This is a genomic window from Pseudomonas sp. SJZ077, assembly GCF_007993905.1.
GTDB lineage: Bacteria > Pseudomonadota > Gammaproteobacteria > Pseudomonadales > Pseudomonadaceae > Aquipseudomonas > Aquipseudomonas mandelii.
The window spans coordinates 143467-170240 of record NZ_VIUJ01000016.1; the positions used below are offsets into that span (position 1 = coordinate 143467).

The 26774-nt window shown below is 58.6% G+C and carries 28 protein-coding genes and 1 pseudogene; 15 read left to right on the forward strand and 14 right to left on the reverse strand.

Annotated features, from left to right (window positions below):
* The first annotated feature begins 5 nt into the window (after positions 1–5).
* Complete coding sequence (gene serS / locus FBY01_RS22630) at positions 6–1286, forward strand: serine--tRNA ligase (RefSeq protein ID WP_145309609.1); 1281 nt, start codon at positions 6–8, stop codon at positions 1284–1286.
* Entirely contained in the window at positions 1287–2681 is a 1395-nt protein-coding gene (cysG, locus tag FBY01_RS22635; RefSeq protein ID WP_145309611.1) for a siroheme synthase CysG, read from the forward strand.
* A gap of 134 nt (positions 2682–2815) precedes the next feature.
* On the opposite strand, the gene FBY01_RS22640 is transcribed toward cysG, so the two are convergent.
* The 9 genes from FBY01_RS22640 to FBY01_RS22685 form a co-directional block, all read right to left on the reverse strand.
* A complete protein-coding gene (locus tag FBY01_RS22640) occupies positions 2816–3817 on the reverse strand; it encodes a glutathione S-transferase family protein (protein WP_145309612.1) in 1002 nt (333 codons plus the stop codon).
* Positions 3818–3907: 90 nt separating this feature from the next.
* Positions 3908–4909, reverse strand: a complete 1002-nt coding sequence (locus FBY01_RS22645; protein ID WP_145309614.1) for a glycosyl transferase family protein — start codon at positions 4907–4909, stop codon at positions 3908–3910.
* Positions 4906–5241 carry a TusE/DsrC/DsvC family sulfur relay protein gene (locus tag FBY01_RS22650; RefSeq protein WP_010458921.1) on the reverse strand — a complete coding sequence of 112 codons (336 nt, stop codon included), beginning with the start codon at positions 5239–5241 and terminating at the stop codon, positions 4906–4908. Before FBY01_RS22650 ends, FBY01_RS22645 begins: the two co-directional genes overlap by 4 nt.
* On the reverse strand, positions 5238–5531 hold the full coding sequence (tusB, locus tag FBY01_RS22655; RefSeq protein WP_077748748.1) for a sulfurtransferase complex subunit TusB: 294 nt from the start codon (positions 5529–5531) through the stop codon (positions 5238–5240). Before tusB ends, FBY01_RS22650 begins: the two co-directional genes overlap by 4 nt.
* Positions 5531–5893 carry a sulfurtransferase complex subunit TusC gene (tusC, locus tag FBY01_RS22660; RefSeq protein WP_145309617.1) on the reverse strand — a complete coding sequence of 121 codons (363 nt, stop codon included), beginning with the start codon at positions 5891–5893 and terminating at the stop codon, positions 5531–5533. Before tusC ends, tusB begins: the two co-directional genes overlap by 1 nt.
* Position 5894: 1 nt before the next feature.
* The gene (gene tusD / locus FBY01_RS22665) at positions 5895–6287 is read right to left on the reverse strand and encodes a sulfurtransferase complex subunit TusD (protein ID WP_010458929.1); all 393 of its coding nucleotides are present in this window, start codon (positions 6285–6287) and stop codon (positions 5895–5897) included.
* 222 nt (positions 6288–6509) lie between these two features.
* Complete coding sequence (locus tag FBY01_RS22675) at positions 6510–7214, reverse strand: YoaK family protein (protein WP_042932182.1); 705 nt, start codon at positions 7212–7214, stop codon at positions 6510–6512.
* 35 nt (positions 7215–7249) lie between these two features.
* Positions 7250–7579: a DUF6388 family protein gene (locus FBY01_RS22680; protein ID WP_077748751.1), complete on the reverse strand. Its 330-nt coding sequence runs from the start codon at positions 7577–7579 to the stop codon at positions 7250–7252.
* Between the two features lie 22 nt (positions 7580–7601).
* Positions 7602–7850: a hypothetical protein gene (locus tag FBY01_RS22685; protein WP_008154823.1), complete on the reverse strand. Its 249-nt coding sequence runs from the start codon at positions 7848–7850 to the stop codon at positions 7602–7604.
* Between the two features lie 162 nt (positions 7851–8012).
* Here FBY01_RS22685 and FBY01_RS22695 point away from each other — a divergent pair, with 162 nt between their 5' ends.
* Positions 8013–8363, forward strand: coding sequence for a hypothetical protein (locus tag FBY01_RS22695; RefSeq protein ID WP_010458939.1), 351 nt, complete (start codon positions 8013–8015; stop codon positions 8361–8363).
* Between the two features lie 142 nt (positions 8364–8505).
* Here FBY01_RS22695 and FBY01_RS22705 read toward each other — a convergent pair whose 3' ends face one another.
* On the reverse strand, positions 8506–8937 hold the full coding sequence (locus FBY01_RS22705) for an N-acetyltransferase (protein ID WP_077748754.1): 432 nt from the start codon (positions 8935–8937) through the stop codon (positions 8506–8508).
* A gap of 151 nt (positions 8938–9088) precedes the next feature.
* Between FBY01_RS22705 and FBY01_RS22710 the strand changes: the two genes are divergently transcribed.
* The 4 genes and pseudogenes from FBY01_RS22710 to FBY01_RS22725 all read left to right on the forward strand — a co-directional run bounded on the left by FBY01_RS22710 (position 9089) and on the right by FBY01_RS22725 (position 12162).
* Entirely contained in the window at positions 9089–9526 is a 438-nt protein-coding gene (locus FBY01_RS22710) for a hemerythrin domain-containing protein (RefSeq protein WP_145309619.1), read from the forward strand.
* 221 nt (positions 9527–9747) lie between these two features.
* Positions 9748–10383, forward strand: a complete 636-nt coding sequence (locus tag FBY01_RS22715) for a lytic polysaccharide monooxygenase auxiliary activity family 9 protein (protein ID WP_145309621.1) — start codon at positions 9748–9750, stop codon at positions 10381–10383.
* 43 nt (positions 10384–10426) lie between these two features.
* Positions 10427–11461: pseudogene (locus FBY01_RS22720) on the forward strand (chitinase); the annotation flags it as partial.
* A 107-nt stretch (positions 11462–11568) separates the two neighbouring features.
* Complete coding sequence (locus FBY01_RS22725; protein WP_077748757.1) at positions 11569–12162, forward strand: NUDIX domain-containing protein; 594 nt, start codon at positions 11569–11571, stop codon at positions 12160–12162.
* Positions 12163–12327: 165 nt separating this feature from the next.
* Here FBY01_RS22725 and FBY01_RS22735 read toward each other — a convergent pair whose 3' ends face one another.
* Entirely contained in the window at positions 12328–12843 is a 516-nt protein-coding gene (locus FBY01_RS22735) for a methylated-DNA--[protein]-cysteine S-methyltransferase (RefSeq protein WP_010458952.1), read from the reverse strand.
* A 149-nt stretch (positions 12844–12992) separates the two neighbouring features.
* Here FBY01_RS22735 and ggt point away from each other — a divergent pair, with 149 nt between their 5' ends.
* The gene (ggt, locus tag FBY01_RS22740) at positions 12993–14720 is read left to right on the forward strand and encodes a gamma-glutamyltransferase (RefSeq protein WP_010458954.1); all 1728 of its coding nucleotides are present in this window, start codon (positions 12993–12995) and stop codon (positions 14718–14720) included.
* 52 nt (positions 14721–14772) lie between these two features.
* On the opposite strand, the gene FBY01_RS22745 is transcribed toward ggt, so the two are convergent.
* On the reverse strand, positions 14773–17730 hold the full coding sequence (locus FBY01_RS22745) for an Ice nucleation protein (protein WP_145309625.1): 2958 nt from the start codon (positions 17728–17730) through the stop codon (positions 14773–14775).
* Positions 17731–18223: 493 nt separating this feature from the next.
* Between FBY01_RS22745 and FBY01_RS22750 the strand changes: the two genes are divergently transcribed.
* Positions 18224–18763 carry a cysteine hydrolase family protein gene (locus FBY01_RS22750; RefSeq protein WP_145309627.1) on the forward strand — a complete coding sequence of 180 codons (540 nt, stop codon included), beginning with the start codon at positions 18224–18226 and terminating at the stop codon, positions 18761–18763.
* Here the strand turns inward: FBY01_RS22750 and FBY01_RS22755 are convergent.
* Positions 18753–19652 (reverse strand): LysR family transcriptional regulator, encoded by a 900-nt coding sequence (locus FBY01_RS22755; RefSeq protein ID WP_010458960.1) that lies wholly within the window; start codon positions 19650–19652, stop codon positions 18753–18755. The two genes, FBY01_RS22750 and FBY01_RS22755, sit on opposite strands and share 11 nt — an antisense overlap.
* 148 nt (positions 19653–19800) lie before the next feature.
* Here FBY01_RS22755 and FBY01_RS22760 point away from each other — a divergent pair, with 148 nt between their 5' ends.
* From FBY01_RS22760 to FBY01_RS22775, 4 genes are all read left to right on the forward strand, one after another.
* Positions 19801–21300, forward strand: coding sequence for a cytosine permease (locus FBY01_RS22760; protein WP_145309630.1), 1500 nt, complete (start codon positions 19801–19803; stop codon positions 21298–21300).
* Entirely contained in the window at positions 21297–22136 is an 840-nt protein-coding gene (locus FBY01_RS22765; protein ID WP_145309632.1) for a nitrilase family protein, read from the forward strand. Before FBY01_RS22760 ends, FBY01_RS22765 begins: the two co-directional genes overlap by 4 nt.
* Before the next feature lie 259 nt (positions 22137–22395).
* Positions 22396–22692, forward strand: coding sequence for a helix-turn-helix transcriptional regulator (locus FBY01_RS22770; protein WP_102595367.1), 297 nt, complete (start codon positions 22396–22398; stop codon positions 22690–22692).
* A 55-nt stretch (positions 22693–22747) separates the two neighbouring features.
* Entirely contained in the window at positions 22748–23758 is a 1011-nt protein-coding gene (locus tag FBY01_RS22775) for an NAD(P)-dependent alcohol dehydrogenase (RefSeq protein ID WP_083377148.1), read from the forward strand.
* Positions 23759–23980: 222 nt separating this feature from the next.
* On the opposite strand, the gene FBY01_RS22780 is transcribed toward FBY01_RS22775, so the two are convergent.
* Positions 23981–24943, reverse strand: coding sequence for an AraC family transcriptional regulator ligand-binding domain-containing protein (locus FBY01_RS22780; RefSeq protein WP_145309642.1), 963 nt, complete (start codon positions 24941–24943; stop codon positions 23981–23983).
* Positions 24944–25010: 67 nt separating this feature from the next.
* On the opposite strand from FBY01_RS22780, the gene FBY01_RS22785 reads away from it, so the two are divergent.
* Together FBY01_RS22785 and FBY01_RS22790 are read left to right on the forward strand one after the other, a co-directional pair.
* On the forward strand, positions 25011–25868 hold the full coding sequence (locus tag FBY01_RS22785) for a sterol desaturase family protein (RefSeq protein WP_145309644.1): 858 nt from the start codon (positions 25011–25013) through the stop codon (positions 25866–25868).
* The gene (locus FBY01_RS22790; RefSeq protein WP_145309646.1) at positions 25865–26458 is read left to right on the forward strand and encodes an NADPH-dependent FMN reductase; all 594 of its coding nucleotides are present in this window, start codon (positions 25865–25867) and stop codon (positions 26456–26458) included. The genes FBY01_RS22785 and FBY01_RS22790 overlap by 4 nt, the downstream gene beginning before the upstream one ends.
* The last annotated feature ends 316 nt before the right edge of the window (positions 26459–26774 follow it).

Here is a 26774-nt window from a genome sequence, read left to right on the forward strand (position 1 = left end):
CCGACATGCTCGATTCCAAACTGTTACGTAGCAACCTTCAGGACGTAGCGGACCGCCTGGTATCCCGTGGCTACACGCTGGATGTTGCGCGCATCGAAGCGCTGGAAGAACAGCGCAAGACCGTCCAGACCCGCACCGAAGCACTGCAGGCTGAACGTAACGCGCGCTCCAAATCCATCGGCCAGGCAAAGCAGCGCGGCGAAGACATCGCGCCGTTGATGGCCGACGTCGAGCGTATGGCGAACGAATTGAGTGCCGGTAAAGTCGAGCTGGACGGGATCCAGACCGATCTGGATTCGATCCTGCTCGGCATCCCGAACCTGCCGCACGAATCCGTGCCGATCGGTGATGACGAAGACGGCAACGTCGAAGTGCGCCGCTGGGGTACCCCGACCGCGTTCGATTTCCCGGTCCAGGACCACGTGGCCCTGGGCGAGAAGTTCGGCTGGCTGGACTTCGAAACCGCCGCCAAGCTGTCCGGCGCCCGTTTCGCCCTGTTGCGCGGCCCGATCGCCCGTATGCATCGCGCCCTGGCGCAATTCATGATCAACCTGCACACCAGCGAACACGGTTACGAAGAGGCTTACACGCCTTATCTGGTCCAGGCCCCGGCGCTGCAAGGCACCGGTCAACTGCCGAAGTTCGAAGAAGACCTGTTCAAGATCAGCCGCGAAGGCGAAGCCGATCTGTACCTGATCCCGACCGCTGAAGTGTCGCTGACCAACATCGTCGCCGGCGAGATCGTCGATTCGAAGCTGCTGCCGATCAAGTTCGTCGCCCACACGCCGTGCTTCCGCAGCGAAGCCGGTGCGTCGGGTCGCGATACCCGCGGGATGATCCGTCAGCACCAGTTCGACAAGGTCGAGATGGTCCAGATCGTTGAACCGTCGACCTCGATGGAAGCGCTGGAAGGTCTGACGGCCAACGCCGAGAAAGTCCTGCAACTGCTGGAACTGCCTTATCGCACGATTGCACTGTGCACCGGCGACATGGGTTTCAGCGCGGTCAAGACTTACGACCTGGAAGTGTGGATCCCGAGCCAGGACAAGTACCGCGAGATTTCGTCGTGCTCCAACTGCGGCGACTTCCAGGCCCGTCGTATGCAAGCGCGTTTCCGCAACCCGGAAACCGGCAAGCCTGAACTGGTTCACACCCTGAACGGTTCGGGTCTGGCAGTCGGTCGTACCCTGGTGGCGGTGCTGGAAAACTACCAGCAAGCCGACGGTTCGATCCGTGTGCCTGAAGTGCTGAAACCGTACATGGGTGGCCTCGAGGTCATCGGCTAAATGGACTATCTGCCGCTGTTCCATAACCTTCGCGGCAGTCGTGTGTTGGTCGTTGGTGGGGGGGAGATTGCCTTGCGCAAATCCCGCCTGCTGGCCGAAGCCGGTGCGCTGCTGCGGGTGGTCGCACCTCAAATCGAACCGCAGCTGCGCGAGCTGGTTGTCGGCAGCGGCGGCGAGTGCCTGTTACGGGGCTACGTCGAAGCGGACCTGGACGGTTGCGGGCTGGTCATCGCCGCCACCGACGACGAACCGCTGAACGCGCAAGTTTCCGCTGATTCCCATCGGCGTTGCGTGCCGGTCAATGTGGTGGATGCGCCGGCTTTGTGCAGCGTGATCTTCCCGGCGATCGTCGACCGTTCTCCCTTGATCATTGCGGTGTCCAGCGGCGGCGACGCGCCGGTGCTGGCGCGGCTGATCCGCGCCAAACTGGAAACCTGGATTCCGTCCACCTACGGTCAACTGGCCGGTCTGGCGGCGCGTTTTCGCAGCCAGGTCAAACGCCTGTTCCCGGACGTGCAGCAGCGTCGGGCATTCTGGGAGGATGTGTTCCAGGGCCCGATTGCCGACCGGCAACTGGCCGGGCAGGGTGCTGAAGCCGAACGCCTGATGCTGGCAAAGATCAATGGCGAAGCGCCGGTCGCCACCGGTGAAGTGTATTTGGTGGGCGCGGGGCCCGGTGATCCCGACTTGCTGACCTTCCGTGCCTTGCGCCTGATGCAGCAAGCCGATGTGGTGCTCTACGACCGCCTGGTCGCCCCGGCGATTCTCGATCTGTGCCGTCGCGATGCCGAGCGGGTCTACGTCGGCAAGCGTCGCGCCGATCACGCGGTGCCGCAGGACCAGATCAATCAGCAATTGGTCGACCTGGCCAAGCAAGGCAAGCGGGTCGTGCGATTGAAGGGCGGTGATCCGTTCATCTTCGGTCGTGGCGGTGAAGAGATCGAAGAACTGGCGGCCCATGGCATCCCGTTCCAGGTCGTGCCGGGTATCACCGCCGCCAGCGGTTGCGCGGCATATGCCGGGATTCCGCTGACCCATCGCGATTACGCGCAGTCGGTGCGATTTGTCACCGGGCACTTGAAGGACGGCTCCACCGATTTGCCGTGGGCCGACCTGGTTGCGCCGGCACAAACCCTGGTGTTTTACATGGGGCTGGTGGGCTTGCCGATCATCTGCGAGCAACTGATCAAGCACGGTCGCGGGGCGGACACCCCAGCGGCGCTGATTCAGCAGGGCACCACGGTCAATCAGCGGGTATTTACCGGCACGCTGGCTGATCTTCCTCGACTGGTGGCGGAGCATGAAGTGCATGCGCCGACGCTGGTGATCGTTGGGGAAGTGGTGCAATTGCGCGAGAAACTGGCCTGGTTTGAAGGGGCTCAGGCGCAAGTCTGATCGGACCGAGTCGGTCGAGCGCGACCCCGGCCCATCGCTGGCAGGCTATCGTCCACAGGGGATTTGAGAACGACACAAATCCAGTGTGGGAGCTAGCCTGCTGGCGATTGGGGGCCTCAAAAACGGCACAAACCTCAGGCCCTGCGCCAAACCCCTTTCCCGTTCAACCGCGCCCGATCATGGGTTGCTGTGAAATCCTGCGCCGGCCCTTTCGGCACAATCCCGGTCGGGTTGATGGTCTTGTGGCTGCCGTAGTAATGATTTTTGATGTGCTGAAAATCCACCGTCTCGGCAACGCCCGGCCATTGGTAAATCTCCCGCAGCCAGTTCGACAGATTCGGATAATCGGCAATCCGCCGCAGGTTGCACTTGAAGTGGCCGTGATACACCGCATCAAAGCGAATCAGCGTGGTGAACAGCCGAATATCCGCTTCGGTCAGGTACTCGCCGACCAGGTAACGGTTGGCGCCCAGCAGTTGCTCCAATCGATCCAGTTCGGCAAACACATCATCAAACGCTTCTTCATACGCCTGCTGTGACGTGGCAAACCCTGCGCGATAAACGCCGTTGTTCACGGCCGGATAAATCCGCTCATTCAACGCATCGATCTCGCCGCGCAGGGGGGCTGGGTAGAAATCCAGGTCATTGCCGGTCAGGTCATCGAAGGCGCCGTTGAACATGCGGATGATCTCCGCTGATTCATTGTTGACGATGCGATTTTGCTGTTTGTCCCAGAGCACCGGCACGGTGACGCGACCGGTGTAGTCGGCGGTATCGGCGGTGTAGCGCTGGTGCATGAAATTGAAATGATCGAGTTTGTCGCCGGTCGAGCCCAGGTTCTGGTCGAAGGTCCAGCCGTTTTCCAACATCAACCAGCTGACCACCGAGACGTCGATCAGGTTTTCGAGGCCTTTGAGTTTGCGCAGGATCAGCGTGCGATGCGCCCACGGACAGGCGAGGGATACATAAAGGTGATAGCGGCCAGCTTCGGCTGCAAAGCCAACGACGCCCGTCGGGCCGGGCTTGCCGTCGGCGGTCAGCCAGTTGCGACGTTGCGCCTGTTCGCGCTGGAACGCGCCGTCCTTGCTGCTTTCGTACCACTGGTCCTGCCAGCGACCTTCAACTAACAAACCCATGTTCAAGACTCCTCAATCAATAAGCGTTGGAGAGGAGTCTATTCATATAGGTTCGATTAAATAGCGCAAAGGTTCGAGGGTTATGATCGGTTAAATCGATCTGTCCCGAGCGTCCCAATACTGCTGCGCCGTTTCGAAGGCGTGTTCCCGGGTCTGACCGAGGCCACGCAATGCGAGGGCCATGGTCGAGATCAAGGCCATTTGCGGGTAGCTGTCGACCACGTCACCGCGCCAGACGGCTTTCAAATGTTCAGGATCGAGCGAGGCGGGTTTGACGTGGCGTTGACTCGACAACTGCGGCCATTCCTCGTCCCAGCTTTCGCCGCCGGTGGTGCCGTACAGGTGGCTGTCGGCATCCGGGTTGATCTCGATTTCGCCACCGTCGCCCTTGACCACAATCGCGGTGTCGCCGAGCAAGCCGCTGGCATCGCGATGCACCGCCTGGTAACCCGGGTGGAAAATGCTTTGCAGGCCGCAGCGAGCACCCAGCGGGTTGAGAATGCGGGTGAGGGAGTGGATCGGCGAACGCAGGCCCAAGGTGTTGCGCAGGTCGATCATGCGCTGAAGCTGCGGTGCCCAATCCACCAGCGGCATAAACGCCAGGCCGCCGTTATCGAGCGCCGAGCCGACCTGGTGCCAGTCGCGGCACAACGGGATGTTCAAGCCTTCCAGCAGTTGTTCGCTGTAGAGCCGGCCGGCCGTATGGGCGCCGCCGCCGTGCATGAAGATGCGCACGCCGTTTTGCGCCAGGCATTTGGCCGCCAGCAGGTACCACGGCAGGTGACGCTTCTTGCCGGCATACGTCGGCCAGTCCAGGTCTACCGCCAGGGCTGGCGGGTTCAACCGTTCGCGCAGGGCCTCGGTGAAACCGGCCATTTCCTCGGCGCTTTCTTCCTTGTGCCGCAACAGCATCAGGAACGCGCCGAGCTGGGTGTCCTCGACTTTGTCGTCGAGCACCATGCCCATGGCTTCACGCGCTTCGGCCCGGGTCAGGTCGCGGGCACCGCGCTTGCCTTTGCCGAGGATCCGCACGAACTGGGCGAATGGGTGTTCGGCGGGCGTTTCGAGGGTCAGCGCTGGAAAGTCAGTCATAAGCAATTCGTCGGTTTGGGCAGGCCCGCCAGTTTCGCGGCGAGTTTGGCAGGGGTGCCTTTGAACAGTCGGTTCAGGTGCAGGCTGTTGCCTTTTTCCGGGCCGAGCTTCAACGCGGTGTACTTGATCAGCGGTCGGGTGGCCGGGGATAGCTGGAATTCGGCGTAGAAGTTGCGGAGCAATTCGAGGATTTCCCAGTGCTCCGGGCTCAACTGGATGTCTTCGGCGGCGGCGAGGGCGCTGGCCACCTCGCTCGACCAGTCACTCAGTTCGACCAGGAAACCGTCCTTGTCCAACTCGATGGCGCGTGCGCCGACTGTCAGGGAATTCATAGCCAACTGTTCACCTTGTCGTAGTGAATCGACAACTCGACGAAGGCGGGGTAATCAATGGCTTTGGCCGCGTCAGGAACCGCCAACGCACGGGCCTGGGCGTCTTCGGCCAGTACGAACAGTTTCAACGGGCGGGCATTCAGCGCGTTGAACGGCGCGGTGCCCGGTTGCAACGCATAGACGGCGTCGCCGGTCAGCAGCAACGCGTCGTTTGTGCCGATCACGCGCAGGCAACTGGTCAGGCGGTCATCGCCGAACGGGGAATGAGACAACACATGCAAAGTCGACATCAGAGGGTGATCACCTGGTCGTAACGGTCAATAAGTGCGGTGATTTCCTGGGTGGCCAGCACCCGGGCTTCTTCAAGCGACCGACCTTTGAGGTCCAGACCTCGTTCGGCAGCGCTGTGGCCACAGACATACAGGTCTTCCACACCGAACATCGGCAACGCTTGCAGGTTGGCGCTCAGGTCTTTTTGTTGCAGGGCCTTGGCGTCCTGTTTCGCAGCGAGCTGGAACACCCCGTCATCGAGAAACAGCAAGCCAATCGGCAGGTCGAACGCGCCACCAGCCAGCACGATGTCCAGCGCTTCCCGAGCGTTCGGCCCGGACCACGGGGCCTGGCGGCTGATAATCAACAAGGATTTAGCCATCTCACGCGCCTCCGAAACAGATCAGGCGGTCAGCGTCTTGCACCGCGTCATGCAACTGGCCGAGGCCGGACAATTCCCACGGTGCGCCCACGGCAACGGCGTCACGCTGATAGCGTCCGGCTTCCTCTGCGTTCAACACGCCACGGCGCAGGGCGGCGGCAATGCACACGACGCCATCCAGCTGATGCTCGGTGACAAAGGCGCGCCATTGCTTGGGCAGGTCCTGCTCATCCTGCGGCGTGACCACGCTGCCGGAGGCGTTGTAGACGCCGTCCTGATAGAAAAACAGCCGGACAATCTCATGCCCGCCGGCCAGCGCTGCCTGGGCAAACAGCAAGGCACGGCGCGAGGAGGGCGCATGGGCGGCGGAAAACAGCGCGATGGCGAACTTCATGACGGACTCGATCAGCAAAACTGCGGTCATGATAAAGCTTTATCGCGAGTGCGGCGAAGGGGGTTTACTCGTAGACCGAGTCGCGGCCATCGCGAGCAGGCTCGCTCCTGCAAGGTATTTGGTGGTGCATGACACTGAAATCCACCACAGAACCCTGTGGGAGCGAGCCTGCTCGCGATAGCGGCCTGTCAGGCGACATCAATGCGGGACGTGATAACCCGCTCAACGCGGCATATACCCCAACTGCCATCGCCGCGGAATCTTCAGCGACAGCAATCCAATCGCGCCCGCCAGCAACCCGCTGACAAACAACGCCTTGAGCCCAAGGTGGTGTTCCAGCACCGCGCCGAGCACGGCACCTGCAAACATCCCCGTCCAGGGAATCAACTGAACCCGCCAGCCATTACGCCGCTCACCGAGCATCCAGCGCCCCAGCCCACGCCCGAAGCGCGACAGGGCGCCGGTGACGTAAGTGAGGCCGACCGGCAAGCCGTTCACTTCCTCCACCGCCGCGTTGAGCATGCCCATGGCGATGATTGTCGCCAGCAGTGCCGGCAATTGTTCGTCAAAAGGCCAGGCCGCGGCGCCGCAGAGCAGCATTGCGATGCCCAGCAGCAAGGGCAGCGCCCGGCGGCCACCGAGGCGGCTGACGACAATGCCCAAGGCGTTGCCGACAATGAAGGTGGTCACGAGAATCAGCAGGCGCAGGGTCAGCCCGAGATCGCCGTCGCTGATGGCCACGGCGAGGCGGGTGGTGTTGCCGCTCATGAAGGAGACAAAGTCGCCGCTGGCCATGAAGCCGATGGCGTCAGTCATGCCGGCGAGCACCGAGAGCGCGGCCACCAGCACCATGCCGATGCGTCCGCGCCATTTCTGGATATGAAGATGGCCCGGGCTGGCGCGAGAAGTCGAGAGGGATGGCAACATCGGCGAAAGTCGTCCTCAGGCAGCGACCATCAGGGTCACTTGATCAATCCATGTAGTTCGCAATACTCCAGCCAGTCCATACCGGCCATCTCGGCCACTTCCTTGTGCACTTCAAGACGCTGAGAATCGTAGTCTTCAGGCGTCACGGCGGTCAATTGCAATGTCAGCTCCCAGGCAAACAGACCCAGGCGCTCGGCTTCGGCCTCGAAGGCCTCATGCAAGCGCTCGTCACGATATTGCGCCGCAGTCTCGCCTTTGGCCTGGGCCAACAGCGGGTTGAGGTTGTCGAGCTCATTGCGCAGCTCAGGACGCTCATCGAGAAACTTCTTCAGCGCTTTCTCGTGTTGCTGTTCGGTTGCCGCCATGGTCGCTCCTTGAGGCCCGGGTTTACGAAGATTGCTTCTTGCTGGCCTTGGCCGCAGCCGCCAGGCACTCGAGGGCAAACTGTTCGGGGTAGGTCATCTGGATCGGCGTGGTCTCGCCTTTGACGGTGCGTTCGCCGTCGAGGATGTAACGGATTCGTTTGTCGGTGACGCCAATGCGCTTGGCGATCCAGGACGGCGTCTGACCGATCTGGCTGATCAGCTTGTCAGCGTATTCGGCGGTCGGTTTGTAATACTCGGCGTTGGGTGTCATGACCTTTCCAGAAAATGAGCCCGGAAAAAACGGGCGATGCGACGTTAATGGCGCGACAGGGTGCGCGAATCGTCACGCGATGTCGCGGTATAAATGAAGTAAAGCAGAACGATACGCCGTGCCACGGTGATACAGTCCGCTTTTTCTTGATGAGCGAACACAATGCGAATTCTGATGGTGGCGCTGGCCGTGACGTTGCTGGCGGGATGCGCCGGCTCGGTGATGAACGATGCCCGCACCAAAGCCCCTTACAAAACCCTGAAATCGGACAAGCCGGAAAAAGTCGTCGCCCAGTGCGTGCAGTTTTCCTGGCAGGACGAGGCGGTGTTCGGTGTCGATGCCGGCGCGTATTTGCAGCCGGGAGAGAAGGGTGGGTCCACCGTTTACACGCGTTCTGCGGAGTCCTTTGTCGACGTGACCACCGATGCGTCAGGCACCGTGTTGAGTTACTACGCACAGCAAGATGACTTTGTGGCCAAGCGCCGCCTGGCGGCGCTGGCGACCTGCCTCTGACCTGAGGCGTTGACCCCCATCCCCTGTAGGAGTGAGCCTGCTCGCGATAGCGGCGGGTCAGTCGACATCAATGTTGGATGTCACTCCGCCATCGCGAGCAGGCTCACTCCTACAGTTGGATGGTGTGGATCATACGAGCAGGTTATGCGTCGTTGATCAGGCGCTTCTGGAAAAAGAAGCGCTTATGCCCCGGCGGGTAGTCGACAATCTGCCCCACCTCGCTGTAGCCCAGCTTCTTGTAGAACTCAGGCGCCTGGAAGTCGAAGGTGTCGAGCCAGACCCCGATGCATTCCTTCTCCCGCGCCACGTCTTCGGCCATCCGCATCAACTTCGAGCCTATGCCTTGTCCCCGACCCTGTTCCGGTACCGATAACAACTCGATGTACAACCACTTATAAAAAACCCGACCATACAGACCGCCAAGAATCTCGTCATGCTCGTCGCGAATCAGCAAGGCAATGGGCTCCTGCTTCGAAACGCCAGCCTTTGAAGCGTTATAGGCGCGCAGCGGCAGCAGGATCGCCTGCTCCTCGGCTTCGGTGGGGTTTTGCGACTGTTCGATACGCAGTTCCATCAGCTCAATCCTTATGGCCATGAGGGGCAACAGCCGCAAGCCTAACGCGACCCCCTGCGGTTGTTCCAGCCCCTTGAGTGGAACCCTCGCTCGCGCCCGGATGTCTAGCCTGAAGAGCGTCCTTCCGGAACGCGGCCAATGAGGATCACCCGTGAATATTTTTGAAGCCCTGCGTGAAAGTCACGACCGCCAGCGCACCTATGCCAAAGCGCTCATCAAGACCAGCGGCGACACCCCGGAGCGGGTCGAGGCTTACAAGCAGCTCAAGTCTGAACTCCAGGCCCACGAAACCGCCGAAGAGCGCCATTTCTACATCCCGCTGATGGCGTTCGACAATGGCGTCGATCTCAGCCGCCACGCCATCTCCGAACACCATGAGATGGACGAAATGATGGAAGAGCTGGATGAGACACAAATGTCCAGCCCGGCCTGGCTGGCGACCGCCAAGAAGCTGTCCGAGAAGGTTCATCATCACTTGGAAGAGGAAGAGCAGAAGTTCTTCCAGATGGCCGGCAAGCTGCTCGACGACAAGCAGAAAGAGGCCCTGGCCGGCCAATACGAAAAGGAATACAAGGCACAGCTTCCCTAGTCGGTACGATGCCCCGATTGCTACCTGGTGATGTAATCCTTTTGCTACACAGGACGTAGGACTTGGATCAGGGTACTGGTTTTATATCCAGTGTTTGCGAGTGATCTGCGAAGGCGGGTTCATTCGGGGCTCAAATGGGCTGATGGACAAAAAAAACAGCGCCGTTAGGTTGGAGGCCTCTCCTCAGGAAGGAGAGTTCTCAAAATCAACGGAGTGAAAAAATGAACCAACCACAGACTCAACCTCAACTTCGACACGGTCGTGTCACATCCCCCTCCAGCCGCGGTGCGGTCGCCGTAGAGCTGGGGTTGCTGAGTAGCTGGCAAGTCAACGAAATGGAAGGCGGCAAAAACTTCCCTTCGCTGACGGCGGGGCCCTTCGCGGCGCCGTATCAAACCGACAGCGACAGTGTCACGCCACCTGCCGACCGCTACATCCTCAGCGGTGGCAAGACGGATGCCCGAGACTGCATCAACTTCACCAACAAGGAAATGAGCGTCAGGCTCGGCCGCCCCTTCACCTGGCCTTTGTTGAACGTCGATCCGGGCCAGACCTTCAAGGTCACCTGGGAATACACCGCGCCCCATGTCACCCGTGGCTACAGCTGGTTCATCACCAAGGATGGCTGGAGCCCGGAACAGCGCATCGGCCGTGCGCAACTGGAACCGACATCGTTCTTCGACGACTTCTACACCCAGGTCCCGTACTACAGCCATTCCGCCGAGATGAAAGCCAAGATCAACCACGAAGTGAAATTGCCGGGCAACAAGAAAGGCCATCACGTGATCGTGCTGATGTGGATCGTGGCCAACACCGGCAACGCCTTCTACCAAGCGTTTGACGTGGACTTCAAGTAAGCCCGCAGTGTTAATCCCCCCACACGTTCTGAAGGAATAGAACATGTCAAAATTCGACTTTACGTTATTGAAATCGCCACTCGCCGACGCCGCTTCGTTGATGCCGAGCATTGCCGGCAAAAAGATCCTCATGGGCTTCTGGCACAACTGGCCCGCCGGGCCGAGCGACGGTTATCAGCGTGGCCAGTTCGCCAACATCGCGCTGCAGGATGTGCCCAAGGATTACAACGTGGTGGCCGTGGCCTTCATGAAGGGCAACGGCATCCCGACCTTCAAGCCGTACAATTTGTCCGACGCCGAGTTCCGTCGCCAGGTCGGCGTGCTGAACAGTCAGGGCAGGGCGGTGCTGATTTCCCTCGGCGGCGCCGACGCGCACATCGAGTTGCACAAAGGTAACGAACAGCCGCTGGCCAACGAAATCATCCGTCTGGTGGAAACCTATGGCTTCGATGGGCTGGACATCGATCTTGAACAGAGCGCGATTGATTTCGCCGACAACAAGAGCGTCCTGCCTGCCGCGCTGAAGCTGGTCAAGGACCATTACGCCGGTGAAGGCAAACACTTCATCATCAGCATGGCGCCGGAGTTCCCGTACCTGACCACTGCCGGCAAATACGTCGGCTACCTCCAGGCCCTGGAAGGCTATTACGACTTCATCGCCCCGCAGTATTACAACCAGGGCGGCGACGGAATCTGGGTGCCGGAAGCCAATAACGGCAATGGCGCGTGGATTGCCCAGAACAACGACGCGATGAAAGAGGACTTCCTGTTTTACCTGACCGAAAGCATGGTGAGCGGCACTCGCGGGTTCACGAAGATCCCGGCGGACAAGTTCGTGATCGGCCTGCCTGCCAACGTCGACGCGGCGGCCACCGGTTACGTGATCAATCCGGCGGCAGTGGTGAATGCCTTCAAGCGTCTCGACGCCAAGGGACTTTCTATCAAAGGCCTGATGACTTGGTCGGTGAATTGGGACAATGGGGTCAATAGGGACCACGTGCCTTACAACTGGGAGTTCAGCCGTCGTTACGGGCCGTTGATCAATGGCAAGCAGCTCTCTTCACAGGAAGACAGCGCGATACCTGACGTCGCCAGCCAGCAGTAAAAAGAAGCCCGGCAGAGATGCCGGGCTTTTTGGTTTTCGCCTACCATGGGGACCTTCTGACGAAAAAAGGATGCGTTGTGATGGCGAACACAGCCGAGCGGGTCAACATCATCGAGTCCCAGGTGTTGTCCCACGACTGGTACTTGCTGAAGAAAATCACCTTCGACTATCTGCGTAACAACGGCGACTGGCAGCGCCAGACCCGCGAGGTGTATGACCGTGGCAATGGCGTGGCGATTCTGTTGTTCAACCGCGAGAAAAGAACCGTCGTCCTGACGCGTCAGTTTCGGTTGCCGGTGTTTGTCAACGGCCACGATGGTTTGCTGATCGAAGTGGCGGCGGGGCTGCTCGAAGGCGCGGCACCTGAAGAACGCATCCGCGCCGAAGCCGAAGAGGAAACCGGTTATCGCGTGCACCACGTGCAAAAGGTGTTCGAGGCCTACATGAGCCCAGGCTCGGTCACCGAAAAACTGCACTTCTTCATCGCCGAATATGACGCAGCGTCGAAAGTCAGCGAGGGCGGCGGGCTGGAAGAAGAAACCGAAGAACTGGAAGTGCTGGAGTGGACATTCGACGAGGCGCTCGAGGCGTTTTATCGCGGGGAGATCTGCGATGCGAAGACCATCATGCTGCTGCAGTATGCGGCGATGAAAAATATCTTCACCGCTACCTGAGACCTGAGTCCCGAGATCTGAACCCTTAACCCTGTGGCGAGCGAGCTTGCTCGCGCTGGGCTGCGAAGCGGCCCCAAAATACTGGCTTAGTCGGAGATTTTTGCCAGTGCTGCGCACTGGAGCGGGAGCAAGCTCCCTCGCCACAGAGATCGGGGGGCAGTCGGCTTAAAACAGCTCGCCCGTCCGGCTAGCCCCGGACCACTCGCAACCTTCCAGCGTCAACAACCGTTCCTTTGCCTCAAGTCCGCCGGCAAACCCCGTTAACTTCCCCGACGCCCCAATCACCCGATGGCACGGCGCAACAATCGAAATCGGGTTCTTGCCATTCGCCGCGCCCACCGCCCGGACTGCGCTTGGATTGCCGATCTGCTCGGCGATCTCGCTGTAACTGCGCGTCTCGCCAAACGGAATGGTCAGCAGCGCCTGCCACACCTTCTTCTGAAAGTCCGTCCCGGCAAAGTCCAGTTCCAGATCGAAGCTATTGCGCGTGCCGGAAAAGTATTCCTGCAACTGCTGAACGGCGCGTAGGAGGATCGGGTTATCCGGTGCCTCGCTCATCGGGCCAAGCCGAACCCGGTTCGGCTTGTCGTTTTCCCAGAGGATGGCGGCCAGTCTTGAATCTTTCGCAACCAGTTTCAGCTCGCCGACCGGGGACGCCAGAGTGGTGAAGGTGTAAGTCATGCTGGCGAACTCCTCAGAAGGGCTGAACAGCGGCCAAGCATACTGCCTCGGCGAGGAGGCGCAAAACGCAATCCCGGCCATACTTGCGTCTGCTTTGAAGCGTTTTCTCCGTTTTTAAACAGAGCCTAAAAACAAAAAGAGACCGACTCATGAAGTTCGAACCTTTTGCCAAATCGCTGATTGCGACCTCATTGGCGCTCAGTTGCCTCAGTGCTTACGCAGCCTCCGTGGCCCCGGTCGCGGCCGAAAACGGCATGGTCGTCACGGCCCAGCACCTGGCCTCCCATGTAGGCGTCGATGTGCTCAAGAACGGTGGCAACGCCGTCGATGCCGCTGTCGCCGTGGGTTATGCGCTGGCGGTGGTTTATCCCGCTGCGGGTAACCTGGGGGGCGGTGGATTCATGACCGTTCAACTGGCGGACGGGCGCAAGACTTTCCTCGATTTCCGCGAAAAAGCGCCGCTGGCCGCGACAGCAGACATGTACCTCGACAAAGAGGGCAACGTCGTGCCGGACCTGAGCACCCGTGGTCACTTGGCCGTTGGCGTGCCCGGCACCGTGTCCGGCATGGAACTGGCGCTGAAGAAATACGGGACCAAACCGCGCAAGGAAGTAATCGCCCCGGCGATCAAACTTGCCGAAGACGGTTTTGTGCTGGAGCAGGGCGATGTCGAATTGCTGGAATACGCCACCGACGTGTTCAAGAAGGACATCAAGGATTCCGGCGCGATCTTCCTGAGTAATGGCGAACCGATGCAGGTCGGGCAAAAACTGGTGCAGAAGGATCTGGCCAAGACCCTGCGGGAAATTTCCGAGAAGGGCGAAGACGGTTTCTACAAAGGTTGGGTGGCCGACGCCATCGTCACCTCCAGCCAGGCCAACAAGGGCATCATCACCCAGGCCGACCTCGACAAATACAAGACCCGCGAACTGGCGCCGATCGAGTGTGACTACCGCGGTTATCACGTGGTGTCGGCACCTCCGCCGAGCTCCGGTGGTGTGGTGATCTGCGAGATCATGAACATTCTCGAAGGCTACCCGATGAAGGATCTGGGCTACCACTCGGCCCAGGGCATGCATTACCAGATCGAAGCGATGCGCCATGCCTATGTGGACCGCAACAGCTACCTCGGCGACCCGGACTTCGTTAAAAACCCGATCGAGCACCTGCTGGACAAGAACTACGCGACCAAAATCCGCGCGGCGATCAATCCGCAAAAAGCCGGCGTGTCCCGCGAGCTCAAACCCGGCGTAGCGCCCCATGAAGGCAGCAACACCACGCATTACTCCATCGTCGATAAATGGGGCAACGCAGTGTCGGTGACCTACACCCTCAACGACTGGTTCGGTGCCGGTGTGATGGCCAGCAAAACCGGGGTCATCCTCAACGACGAAATGGACGACTTCACCTCGAAAATCGGCGTGCCCAACATGTACGGCCTGGTGCAAGGCGAAGCCAACGCCATTGCTCCCGGCAAGGCACCGCTGTCGTCCATGAGCCCGACCATCGTCACCAAGGACGGCAAAGTGGTCATGGTTGTCGGCACCCCCGGCGGCAGTCGCATCATCACCGCCACCTTGCTGACCATGCTCAACGTGATCGACTACGGCATGAACATCCAGGAAGCGGTCGATGCACCGCGTTTCCACCAGCAATGGCTGCCGGAAGAGACCAACCTGGAGACCTTCACCACCAGTCCGGACACGGTGAAGATGCTTGAGAGCTGGGGCCACAAGTTTGCCGGGCCGCAGGATCCCAACCATTTGGCGGCGATCCTGGTGGGCGCGCCTTCGCTGGAAGGCAAACCGGTGGGCAAGAACCGCTTCTATGGGGCCAACGACCCGCGCAGGAATACGGGGTTGTCGCTCGGCTACTAAGGTGTAAGTCCATGGCCACCCTCAAGCTGCGAGGGTGGCCCGACCGAGAAAGTTATTCGTCGGGCTTGGTGACAAGGTTATCCGCCTCGTCCACCTGATACGGCACATGCGCTTCCACGCCATCCTTGCCGGTATGCGCCACGACATTCTTGAATCGCTTGCCGTTCCAACATCGGAAAATCAACGTCGCATTCTCGCCTCCGGTCAACGTTGAACCCAGGCTGCCAATCAGCTTGCTGCGGGCGCCGCCCACCAGGATGCTGTTTTTGCCCGCCGTCAAAACGCTTTTATCGCCGCCCATCAACGTACAGTCATCGCCCGCCGTCAGCTTGCTGCGATCACCGGCCGTGAGGTGGCTATTGCTGCCCGCCAACAGCTTGCTGCGGTCGCCGGCGATTTGGGTGCTGTCCTTGCCGGCTATCAATTTGCTGCGATCACCCGCCGTCTGGACGCTGCCGGCGCCCGCGATGAGGGTGCTGCGATAACCCGCGGTCTGTGAGCTGTCCTTGCCGGCAATCAACATGCTTTTGTGCCCGGCAATTTGCGTGCTGTCGGGGCCGGCGATCAATGAGCTTTGATAACTGGCGATCTGGTTGCTGCCGTATCCGGCGGTCAGGGTGCTGTGCATGCCGGAGGTCAGGCTGCTGCCATAACCGGCGGTCAATACACTGCGCAATCCGCTGATCAATGTGCTGCCGTATCCGGCCGTGAGGAAGCTGCGGATGCCGCTGGTCAGGCTACTGCCGTAGCCGGCGATCAGGGAACTGTCCTGGCCCGCGGTTTCGGTGCTGCCGTAACCGGCGGTGAGGGTGCTGTTGTCCTGAGCGGTGAGGGTGCTGCCGTAGCCAGCGATCAATGTACTGTCGTAACCCGCCGTTTCGGTGCTGCCATAACCCGCGGTGAGGGAGCTGTTGTCCTGAGCGGTGAGGGTGCTGCCGTAACCTGCCGTCAGCGTGCTGTCGTAACCGGCGGTTTGCGTGCTGCCGTAACCGGCGATCAACGAACTTTCGTAGCCGGCGGTTTCGGTGCTGCCATAACCCGCGGTGAGGGAGCTGTTGTCCTGAGCGGTGAGGGTACTGCCATAACCTGCCGTCAGCGTGCTCTCGTAGCCAGCGGTTTGCGTGCTGCCGTATCCGGCGATCAGCGAACTGTTGCTGCCGGCGGTTCCGGTACTGCCGTAGCCGGCGGTGAGAACACTGCTTTCCCGTGCGGTTTGCGTACTGCCATAACCAGCGGTCAGAGTGCTTTTGTAACCCGCCGTCTGGGTGCTGCCGTAGCCGGCCGTGAGTGAACTGTTTTCCCGAGCGGTGAGGGTGCTGCCGTAACCTGCCGTCAGCGTGCTGTCGTGGCCGGCGGTTTGCGTGCTGCCGTAGCCGGCGATCAACGAGCTGTCGCCGCCCGCCGTCGCGGTGCTGCCATAGCCAGCCGTCAGGACACTGCTTTCCCTTGCGGTTTGTGTGCTGCCATAACCGGCGGTCAGGTGGCTTTCATATCCCGCCGTCTGGGTACTGCCGTAGCCGGCGATCAGCGAACTCTCATGCCCGGCGGTTTCCGTGGTCCCGTAACCGGCCGTGAGAGAACTGCCGTCCTGCGCGGTGAGGGTGCTGCCATAGCCGGCGGTCAGACTGCTGTCATAACCGGCGGTCTGAGTGCTGCCGTAGCCAGCGATAAGCGAACTGTCGCCGCCGGCGGTTTCCGTACTGCCGTAACCGGCGGTGAGGGAGCTGCTTTCCTGAGCGGTGAGGGTGCTGCCGTAACCCGCCGTCAGACTGCTTTCATAGCCTGCGGTCTGGGTCGTGCCATAACCGGCGATCAGGGAACTGGCGTACCCGGCGGTTCCGGTGCTGCCATAGCCTGCCGTCAGGGAACTGCTTTCCTGGGCGGTTTGGGTGCTGCCATACCCGGCGGTCAGGGTGCTTTCGTGGCCGGCTGTTTGGGTGCTGCCGTAACCGGCGATCAAGGAGCTTTCCGGCCCCGCTGTGCCGGTGCTGCCATAGCCAGCGGTGAGGGCGCTGCTGTCTTGGGCGGTTTGGGTGGTGCCGTAACCCGCGGTCAACGTACTGTCCTGTCCCGCCGTTTGCGTGCTGCCGTAACCGGCAATCAAGGCGCTATCCGATCCGGCTGTTTCGGTGCTGCCGTAGCCGGCGGTGAGGGCGCTGCCCTCTTGGGCGGTTTGAGTGCTGCCATAGCCTGCGGTCAGCGAGCTGTCGCTTCCCGCCGTTTCGGTACTGCCGTAACCGGCGGTGAGGGTGCTGCCGTCCTGGGCGGTCTGGCTGCTGCCGTAATCGGCGGTCAGTGTGCTTTTCTGCCCGGCGATCTGGGTGCTGCCGTACCCGGCGATCAGCGAGCTGTCATCGCCAGCCATTTCCGTACTGCCATACCCGGCGGTCAATGAGCTGCTGTCGGCGGCGGTCAGGGTGCTGCCGTAACCGGCAATCAATGAGCTCTGACCGCCGGCTGTTTCCGTACTGCCGTAACCCGCCAGCAGATAACTTTGATGCCCACCCGTGAGCGTACTGCCGTACACAGCAGTTTCGAAAGTCTGCGAGGCGTCGGTTTTAGCGCCGATGCCGGAAGGACTGTAACCCTGTGCTCGCCGACTTTCGAATTCGCGACTGGAGGTTTTATTTGGTGATTCAAGTGGGGTGTCGATTAAAGGGATGTTTGCTGATTGATAGTGTTCAATGTGCGCTGCAATGTAATTGATCGAACTGTCTTGAGTGCCCGTGTGAACAACTTCCGCCTCCGGGAACTTGATCATGCCGTCTTCATCAAGTTTTATAATCTGATCAATATGAACTTCGCACACAACCCATTTGGCATCGGCTCGCAAACTCAGTTGAGTAGAGGAACCTTCTCCCCACAATAAGCCGACCAGGCCGTTCTCGAGTTTCTTGCTGGGCTTCCAGTGTTTGCACACCACCAGGCCGGCGTCCGGCCAGACTTGGCCGGCATGGTCCGACATGTCGTTGGCGCAAGTGCGCAAGACAAGGACTTTGTTGTCACTCATATCATATGTGCTCAATGAATATAACGGCATCAGCGGGGATCAGGATTGTAAGTACCCATGGCGTTCAAATAGAACGGTCAGGTATTACTTACACGTCACTGGCTGAAATCCATTAAGAGCCAGCGGCAAAGCCGCAGTCCTGTCATTAAACAGGTCGCAGTCCCTGGCGAAACTTCTCGATATCGAAGATTCACCCTAAAGCAATGGCTCGGGTATGACCACACTTATTGTGCTTTGGAAGAGTTTAATGTTGTTCGTTACAATAGATAAAGTAATACCGTAATAGTTGATGTGGTTTAATGAATTTTCAATTCAGCTTAGCGGTGTTGGGGCGGGCTGTGTCCGACTGGATAAATTCGCGGACAGGCAGCGATTTCAAGCTATTCCATCGTAGGTGTTTTACGGCATTATCGACGGTACGCACTCTTCGCTCGGCCCCAGGGAGCAGGTGGCGTACCCCTTAATCTGAAGGACTACTTTAAGGCCTGAGCCCATGACCACTGCATTGCTGATCATCGACGTCCAGCACGCCTTGTGCACTGGCGAGTACGAATGTTTTGAGATCAAACGCGTCATCGAGAATATAAACGGCCTGAGTGCCAAGGCCAGGGAGGCAGGAATTCCGGTCATCCTCATCCAGCACGAAGAAAAGGGCGACCAGCTGCAACATGGTTCTGAAGGCTGGCAACTGGCCGAAAGCCTGAAGACTTCACCGCAAGACCTTCGGGTGCGAAAAACCAACCGAGACTCGTTCTACCAGACCCACTTACAAGCCCTACTGCAAGATTTTGGCTCCGACCGCCTGATCATCTGCGGGCTGCAAACCGACTATTGCGTCAACGCCACCGTCCGCCAGGCCCTGAAGCTGGGCTATGACGTGGTGCTCGCCGCCGACGCGCATTCCACCGTCGACAACGGCAACCTCGCCGCCGAAGACATCATCACCCAGCACAACGCGGAGCTGGCGCACTTGACGGGGCCCGTGGCACGGATCGACGTCATCCCGGCCAGCGAGATAGCGATTAAGAACTGAAAATATCGATTAGCTCATTCAGGAACGCACTCACCAGATCCCGCTGCCGCGCCGAATGCCGAACCGCCGCATGAAACCCCACCTCATAACGCAGCAGCTCGGGATTCAGCGGATGCAACTGCCCCAGCTGTTCATGCTTCGCCGCATAGTGCTGCGGCAAAAAGCCCAAATGCTGGCCTGACAGAATGAGCAGTGCCGCGCCGTCCATGCTGTCGGTGAGCACGGTCAGGCGTTCGATCGAGGTGGGTGCAGGCATTTCCGGCAAGGGGTGACTGGGCCATACCCAGTCGTAATCGCGGACGTCATCCCGGGTCAGATCCCCCACGTGCTCAAATAGCGGGTGAGCCGGGGCGCAGTAGGCGATCTGGGTTTCCTGGAACAAGGGGAAGTAATCGATGTTGGGCAAGCGGTGCCAGAAGTAACCGATCGCCAGATCGATATGGCTATTGATGATTTTCTCTTCCAGCAGCGACGAAGACAGTTCCGTGAAGTGGAAATACAGGCCTTCATGACGAGCCCTTAAACGCGCGATGGCCAGGGCGATTTTCTTGTTGGCAACAGGATCGATCTGACCGAGCAAACCGATATTGATGTTGCCCGACACTTTGCGATTGATGTGCTGGACCTCAACCCGGAAACCTTCGGCTGCCGCCAGCAATCGGCGGGCCGCTTCGACAAACTGACCACCCTTGGGCGTCACCGAAAATCCGCCGCGACCGCGCTCGCACAGTCGAAATCCCACCCGCGCTTCCAGCGTCGCCAATTGCGCACTGATGGTCGGTTGAGTGGTGTTGAGCGCAGTTTGCGCGGCCGAGATGCCGCCCGCTTCAACGACGGTCAAAAAGACCCGGATCAAACGCAGATCCAGTTCCGATACAGTGCCCAGCATGGGTGTCCCTCAACGTTCATTCACATAGACGCGGATCTATGTAAACAGTGTGCCTGCGATATTTTATAGCCCTGACCCAGGCCCTACATTGCAATGAAACCGGCGCTTTGCCCATAAAAACAACAATCAACTGCATAGGAACAATCGTATGTCAGGGTCTCCTCATTCTGCGCACGCCCTCGAGGCGAGTGGCGGGTTGGCCATCGAAGGCCACTCGATCGATTACATTCCGGAAAACGAACGTCACGCCAAGCTCAGCAGCCAGGGCCCTTTCTGGTTTTTAGGCAACTTCCACTTCTTCACCATCTCCATCGGTTTTGTCGGCCCAAGCCTTGGCTTGTCGGCGCTGTGGACGATGCTGGCCGGTGCGCTCGGGATCATGTTCGGCACCATCTTCATGGCTTTTCACGGCTCGCAAGGTCCCGAAATGGGCCTCCCGCAAATGATCCAGTCCCGTGCCCAGTTCGGGTATCGCGGAGTGATCCTGGCCTTGATGGCGACGATGTTTGTGTTCGTCGGCTTCAACGTGGTGAACATCTCGCTGATCATGAACGGCCTTGAACACGTCTTCGGCATCGACCCGACCATTGTCGCCATCATCGTGGTGCTGATCGGCGCGCTGCTGTCGATCTACGGCCACGACCTGATGCACAAAGCCTTCAAATGGGCACTGCTGGCGACCTTGCCGCTGTATGCGCTAGTCACCATCGCCCTGATGTTCGGTGCAGGCCAGGAAGGCGTCGCCCCGGCGACCGACCTGGGCTTCAGCTGGGTTGCGTTCGCCACGCTGTTTGCCATCGGCGCGAGCTACAACATTTCCTACGCGCCCTATGTCTCCGACTATTCCCGTTACCTGCCGAAAAACACCAGCCGGCCAAAACTGATCGCCGCCGTGTTCATCGGCGCATCGTTGTCGGGGAGCTGGATGATCGGCCTCGGCGCCTGGCTCGCGCAGCAGTTGAAAGCGGCGGATGCGCTGGTGGCGCTTAACCAGGTCGGATCGTCGATGATCCCGGGCCTGGGCAACGTGTTGGTCATCGTCTCCGTGGCAGGCTTCCTGCCGATCATCGCGCTCAACACCTACAGCGCGATGCTGACGTTATTGACCGGCGTCGACTCGATCAAAAAAATCACGCCAACCCCTCGCGCCCGGGTCATGTCGATCTCCGCGATCAGCCTCATCCTGTTGACCTGCGTGCTGTCGATCAAGGGCGATGGCATCGCGCTGTTGAACACCTTCCTCGTGCTGCTGTTGTACTTCCTCGTGCCCTGGACCGCGGTCAATCTGGTCGACTACTTCTTCGTGCGCAAAGGCCGCTACGCGATCCCGCATTTCTTCACACCGAAGGGCATCTACGGCGCCTGGCAATTCCGAGGGATCGTTTCGTACCTGATCGGATTTGCCGCGATGGTGCCGTTCTTCTACATCTTCGATGCCGCCGCCGGCAAAGAAGTGTTCGTCGGGCCGCTGGCGCGCATGCTCGAAGGGGTGGACATCGCCTGGCTGGTCGGCCTGGTGGTTTCGGGCCTGGCGTATTACCTGCTCAGCCGTTCGATCGACCTTGAATACGAACGCCGAATCATCGACTCGATCACCGAGAGCGACATTGTTGCCATGGCTCATCAGTCAGTGGAGGAGGGACGTTGAACAGCGTGAAAAATACCGTGGTCGCCTGCTGCCAAGTGGCACCGAAAATAGGCGACCTCGCTTACAACCGGACACTGACAGAACGAGCGATTCGCTCGGCGGCGTTGCAAGGCGCCCAAGTGGTGGTGCTGCCCGAACTGGTGCAGAGCGGCTACCTGTTTGCTGACCGCGACGAAGCGTTGTCCCTGTCCGAAACAACCGACGGACCAACTCTGCGTCTGTGGACGGCGTTGGCGAAAGAATTGAACGTCGTTGTAGTGGGCGGATTCTGCGAACGACTGCAAGGCGATGCACTGGCCAACAGCGCGGCGATGATCGACCCCCAAGGCCTGCGCGCCGTGTATCGCAAGGCACACCTGTGGGACGCGGAAAGCGAAATCTTCAGCCCCGGCAACGAAGCGCCGCCGGTGGTCGAAACGGTCCATGGACGGATCGGCATGCTGATTTGCTACGACCTGGAGTTTCCGGAATGGGTGCGACTGCCGGCGCTGGCGGGTGCAGAATTGCTCTGCGCTCCCGTCAATTGGCCCGATGGACCGAGGCCCCCAACCGAGCGCCCGGCCGAGGTGGTGCGGGTTCAGGCCAATGCGTCGGTGAACCGGATGTTTATTGCCGCGTGTGATCGGCATGGGCATGAACGCGGGGTTGGATGGGTGCAAGGTTCAGTGATTGTCGATGCTGATGGTTATCCGTTGGCGGGGCCGGCGGAGCAGGGGGGAGAGCAGATTTTGTTGGCGACACTTAACCTCGCTGAGGCGCGGAATAAGCGGATTAGTGCGCGTAATGATTTGCATCGGGATCGGCGGTTGGGGTTGTATGGAGGCGGCGAGGAGTGAAGCGGTAGGCTGTGCCTATTGGCTATCCGCCCATACTGCTTCTGGCCGATTTTCTGCCTGGTACGAAGGACAGCAATCGGCCGAACGTTCAAACATAGACGGGGGATGTCTACCAGAGCGGAACAGTTCAAGCAGTCATTCAGTACATCGACAAAAGTAGGGGCGATTCAGCTGGATGAGTGTTTTTGATTTCAAACCTTTGCCAAGGCTAATAGATTATTTATTGAACATTTCGTAAAAAAGCGTAGCATTGCCGACCATGATACTCGAACAGCTCAAAGCCCTGGCCAATGACACTCGCATGCAAATGATGGAGTGGCTCAAAGACCCACTTAATAATTTCCCACCTCAGGATCATGGAGATCCTGCGATAGGGGTGTGCGTAACCCATTTGCAGCACAAGGCAGGGCTTTCACCTTCTACCGCGTCAGCACACTTAGCTATCCTGCAGCGCGCAGGCTTCGTGCTAACCACCCGCATCGGAAAGTGGACTTACTACCGGCGCAACGAGCAGGCGATTGACGACTTTGCGGCCAAGTTGATCATCGAATTGTAATTTTTAAACTTTCATTTCGTTATTTCGCGTAATTAGAAAACATAAGGAATTCCCTATGAGCAGCAAAACGATCTTCGTCCAACCCGGTGGCGGCTATGAAAACGTTGTGGTTGGCAGCAGCGAAGTCCAAGCCGCAGCGCTTGGCGAAATCACCGTACGACTTCACGCCAACTCGCTCAATTACCACGACTTCGCGGTGGTCAGCGGTATGTGGGGCCCTAGCGAAAAACGCATCCCCATGGCCGATGGTGCAGGTGAAGTCATTGCTGTCGGCCCTGATGTCACTGAATTCAAGGTGGGTGACTCGGTCGTCAGCACCTTCTTCCCGGAGTGGATCGACGGTGTGCCACTGGTTGAAGGCTTTGTCAGCGTGCCAGGCGATGGCATTGACGGCTACGCTCGTGAGCAAGTGACGGCCAAAGCCACATCGTTTACCCTCGCGCCTACTGGCTACAGCCATGCTGAAGCGTCGACGCTTACCACCGCTGGCCTTACTGCATGGCGCGCCCTGATGGCCGATGACTCACTCAAGCCGGGCGACACCGTGCTCGTCCAAGGCACTGGTGGCGTTTCAATTTTCGCCCTGCAGTTCGCTAAAATGGCCGGTGCTACCGTCATTGCTACCTCTTCAAGCGACGAAAAACTTGAACGTCTGAAAGCTCTAGGCGCTGATCATGTCATCAATTACCGCAAAGACCTTAACTGGGGCGAAACTGCACGCGCTCTAACGGGTGGCCGTGGTGTTGACCACATCATCGAAGTCGGCGGCCCTGCGACGCTTGAGCAGTCGATGATTGCAATTCGGGTTGCTGGTCACATTTCCGTCATCGGGATATTGAGTGGCGTAAGCGGTGCAATGAATTTTGTACCGGCACTGATCAAGCAAGTGCGTCTGCAGGGTGTATTGGTGGGTAGCCGCAGCCAGCAGCAAGACATGATCCGAGCCATCAATGCTAATGGCATGCGCCCGATTATTGATCGTCATTTCCCTTTGAGCGAGATTGTCGAAGCGTTCAAGTATCAGGAAACCAACCAGCATTTCGGCAAAATTTGTCTGGATATCTAAGCCCACATGAAGGGGCATGATCCATATGCCTATCTCAAAGAGCCCATTGCTCCCTGTCGCACCGGCAGCCATGTGTAAAAGGGGGCTGATTTATTTGTGATCCAGGTGCCTGAAGCGCTGTTAAAAATAAATCCGTCCCCTTTTTTCAAAGGAAATTGCTGGCGTGGGATGAGGTGATTTGTGAGGTAACGCTGTCGTTCCGAAAAGTTCGGGCCCGCCACATTACTTCCTGTCACGCCATCGACTTCGGGCGTGGAGATACGCCGTCAAATCGCTGTAGCCTAGTTGAGCTGCAATCTCCGTTAATGACTCTCCTTGCAATTCAAGATGCAGTTCCAATTCTGCGCGAATCTGATCGAGCAATTGCCTGAAGGTTGTACCTTCCTCTTCCAGTCGTCTCCGTAAGGTCCTTGGCGTCTGGTGCAGCGCCTTCGCCAGATTGTCCAGATTGGGAGTTTCACCTCTCGCTAGAGATCGTCGCGCTCCTTCAGCAACCTTGGCTGACCAACCGCTGAAATTCCGATGCACGGCGATCCGTCGATCCAGTTCCTGGGTCAATAACTCAAGCATCCCGTGATGACGTGTCTGCATCGGCAGGCTCAAGCTTCGAGCACCGAAATAGAAGCAGTTAATCGGACAGTCAAACTCGACACGGCCCCCAAACCATTGGGTGTATTGCTTGTAATACGACGGACGAGAGTGAGTAAATCTTGCCAGGACCGGCTGCACCTGCTGCCCTGTTCCACGCCGCAACTGCGCGATGGACATTGCGCCGTAGTGCTCAATGACATAGCGCGCCAGCTCACTGGGCGCATCGACGCACAGCTCGATGCCGACGCCGTTTTCATCATTGAGCAGTCTCACCGTGTCTGTGTCCGCCGCAAGCCGCGCGTACCGGGCCCAAAGCTTCATGGATGATAAAACGTCGGGGCTGTACAAGCACAGATAGGCCAGGACGTGCCAGTCCTGAGGCGTGAATAGCGTGAACAGTTTCAACCCGATCGCCGGATCGATGCGCGCCGCCTCGCGCCAAAGCTGATCCAGCTCGATCAGGCTGTAATCCCTGTTTTCTCTCAAGGCCTGGCTATCCAGGAAACGCTCCAGCACCTGGCCCAGTTTGCCGCGGTGAAAGCGCTGGGGGGAACGATTGACCTGTTCTCGCTCAATTTTGTCCGTTTCGCGCATAGGGACGGCTTACTCGTTGGCTTCTAATGAAATGGCATTGCCCGCAAGGGCCTTAATCGAGAGTGCCATGAATACAATAATGCTCGCCAACAATCCTTCCGTAATAGTGGCCGGGATATTCCTTGCCTTCATCTTGCTGGAACTCGCGTGTTCTTCGCTCCGACACCCGTCGAGCGGGAAGCGTGACGTACTGATCGAAGTCATAGGCTCCGGGATCCTGGTTGCAATCACGTTCCCCAGTGTCATGTGGCTCAGTGGAAAAATCCTGAGCCTGGCTGTTCCGGAAATGAAAGGCGCCCTGGCCACCATTCCTTGGGTCGCAGGGTTCGTGTTGTTTCTAGTACTGGATGACATGACTCAATACTGGTGGCATCGACTGACACATCGGGTCCCGGTACTTTATGCGCTGCACCGCGCTCATCACTCCGCGCCCTACATGAGTGTCCGCATCGTTTATCGAAACAACAGCTTCTACTACATGCTGATGCCCGGCATCTGGCTGTCCGGCATACTGATCTATCTAGGGCTTGCGCATATTTACTATGTTTATCTGATCCTGAAGATGATCGTCATCTTCGCAGCGCACAGCAGCGTTGCGTGGGATGACAAACTGTATGGCATCCGTGTGTTGCGTCCTATTGTCTGGGTTCTGGAGCGAACGATTTCCACCCCCTCCACTCATTCAGCCCATCACGGCTTGACTGCCGAGGATGGTGTCACGCATTACAAGGGCAACTTCGGCAACCTGTTGTTCTTCTGGGACATCCTGTTCGGTACGGCCAAAATTACCCGCCGGCGTCCGCCCTTATACGGTATCGAACACTTGTCACCGATCAGCTGGAAAGAAGAGTTGTTCTGGCCCATCGTGCGTTCACGCCGTGTCGCCCCCAAAGCACACAAGGCTAAACAGAAGGTGGCGCAATGAGCCGTCATATCGTTCTGCTGTCTGGATCGAATAGATCAAACAGCCAATCACTCAAAGTCGCAGAATATTTGCGCGACCGATTAGAGCAACTTGATCTTTGTGATTCAGGCGAACTGCTGAACTTGGCTTCCAGTCGGCTACCGCTGTGGCCAGAAGAAGACATTGATGGAATCTGGAATGTCCAGCAAACCATCCTTAAAAAAGCTACCGCACTGATTGTGATCAGCCCGGAGTGGAATGGCATGGCTTGCCCGGCGCTGAAAAATTTCTTTTTGTACGCAGGACTCGGTGAACTTGGACACAAGCCAGCGCTCCTGGTGGGGGTTTCGGCTGGGCTCGGGGGAGCCTATCCAATTGCAGAATTGCGTGCTTCGAGCTACAAAAACAGCCGGATCATGTATTTGCCTGAACAACTCATCATAAGAAATGTTGAATCGATGATGAATAGCGAAATTCCCTCAGACGAAAATGATATTCGCATCCGCACACGTATCGACTGGGCTTTGCATTTACTTTGTCAATACGATGACGCCTTACGCACGATACGAACTGCAATCAAACACCCACCTGAGTTCTCTACGGGGATGTAAAACTGTCGCACCTCAACGAATTGAATAAATAAACCTTGCGCTAATGTGTGCATTTCAACCACGTCGATGCAAAAACATTCAATATTGAGCCAGCAGGGTGTTGCATCGACGGGTTGAATCCACAGTCATTTTCTGCCCGTCGCGACTGAGCGAAATCCACAACCCAAAGCAATGGGATGGACTCCTCCTCACCTCGGCATCTTGAGTGCCAGACTGAAGGTACGAACCGCAGTCAACCGTGAGAAGGAGTCCACACATGAAGCTTATGCGCATTGGGGTCGACTTGGCCAAGAACGTGTTTCAGATCCACGGCGTG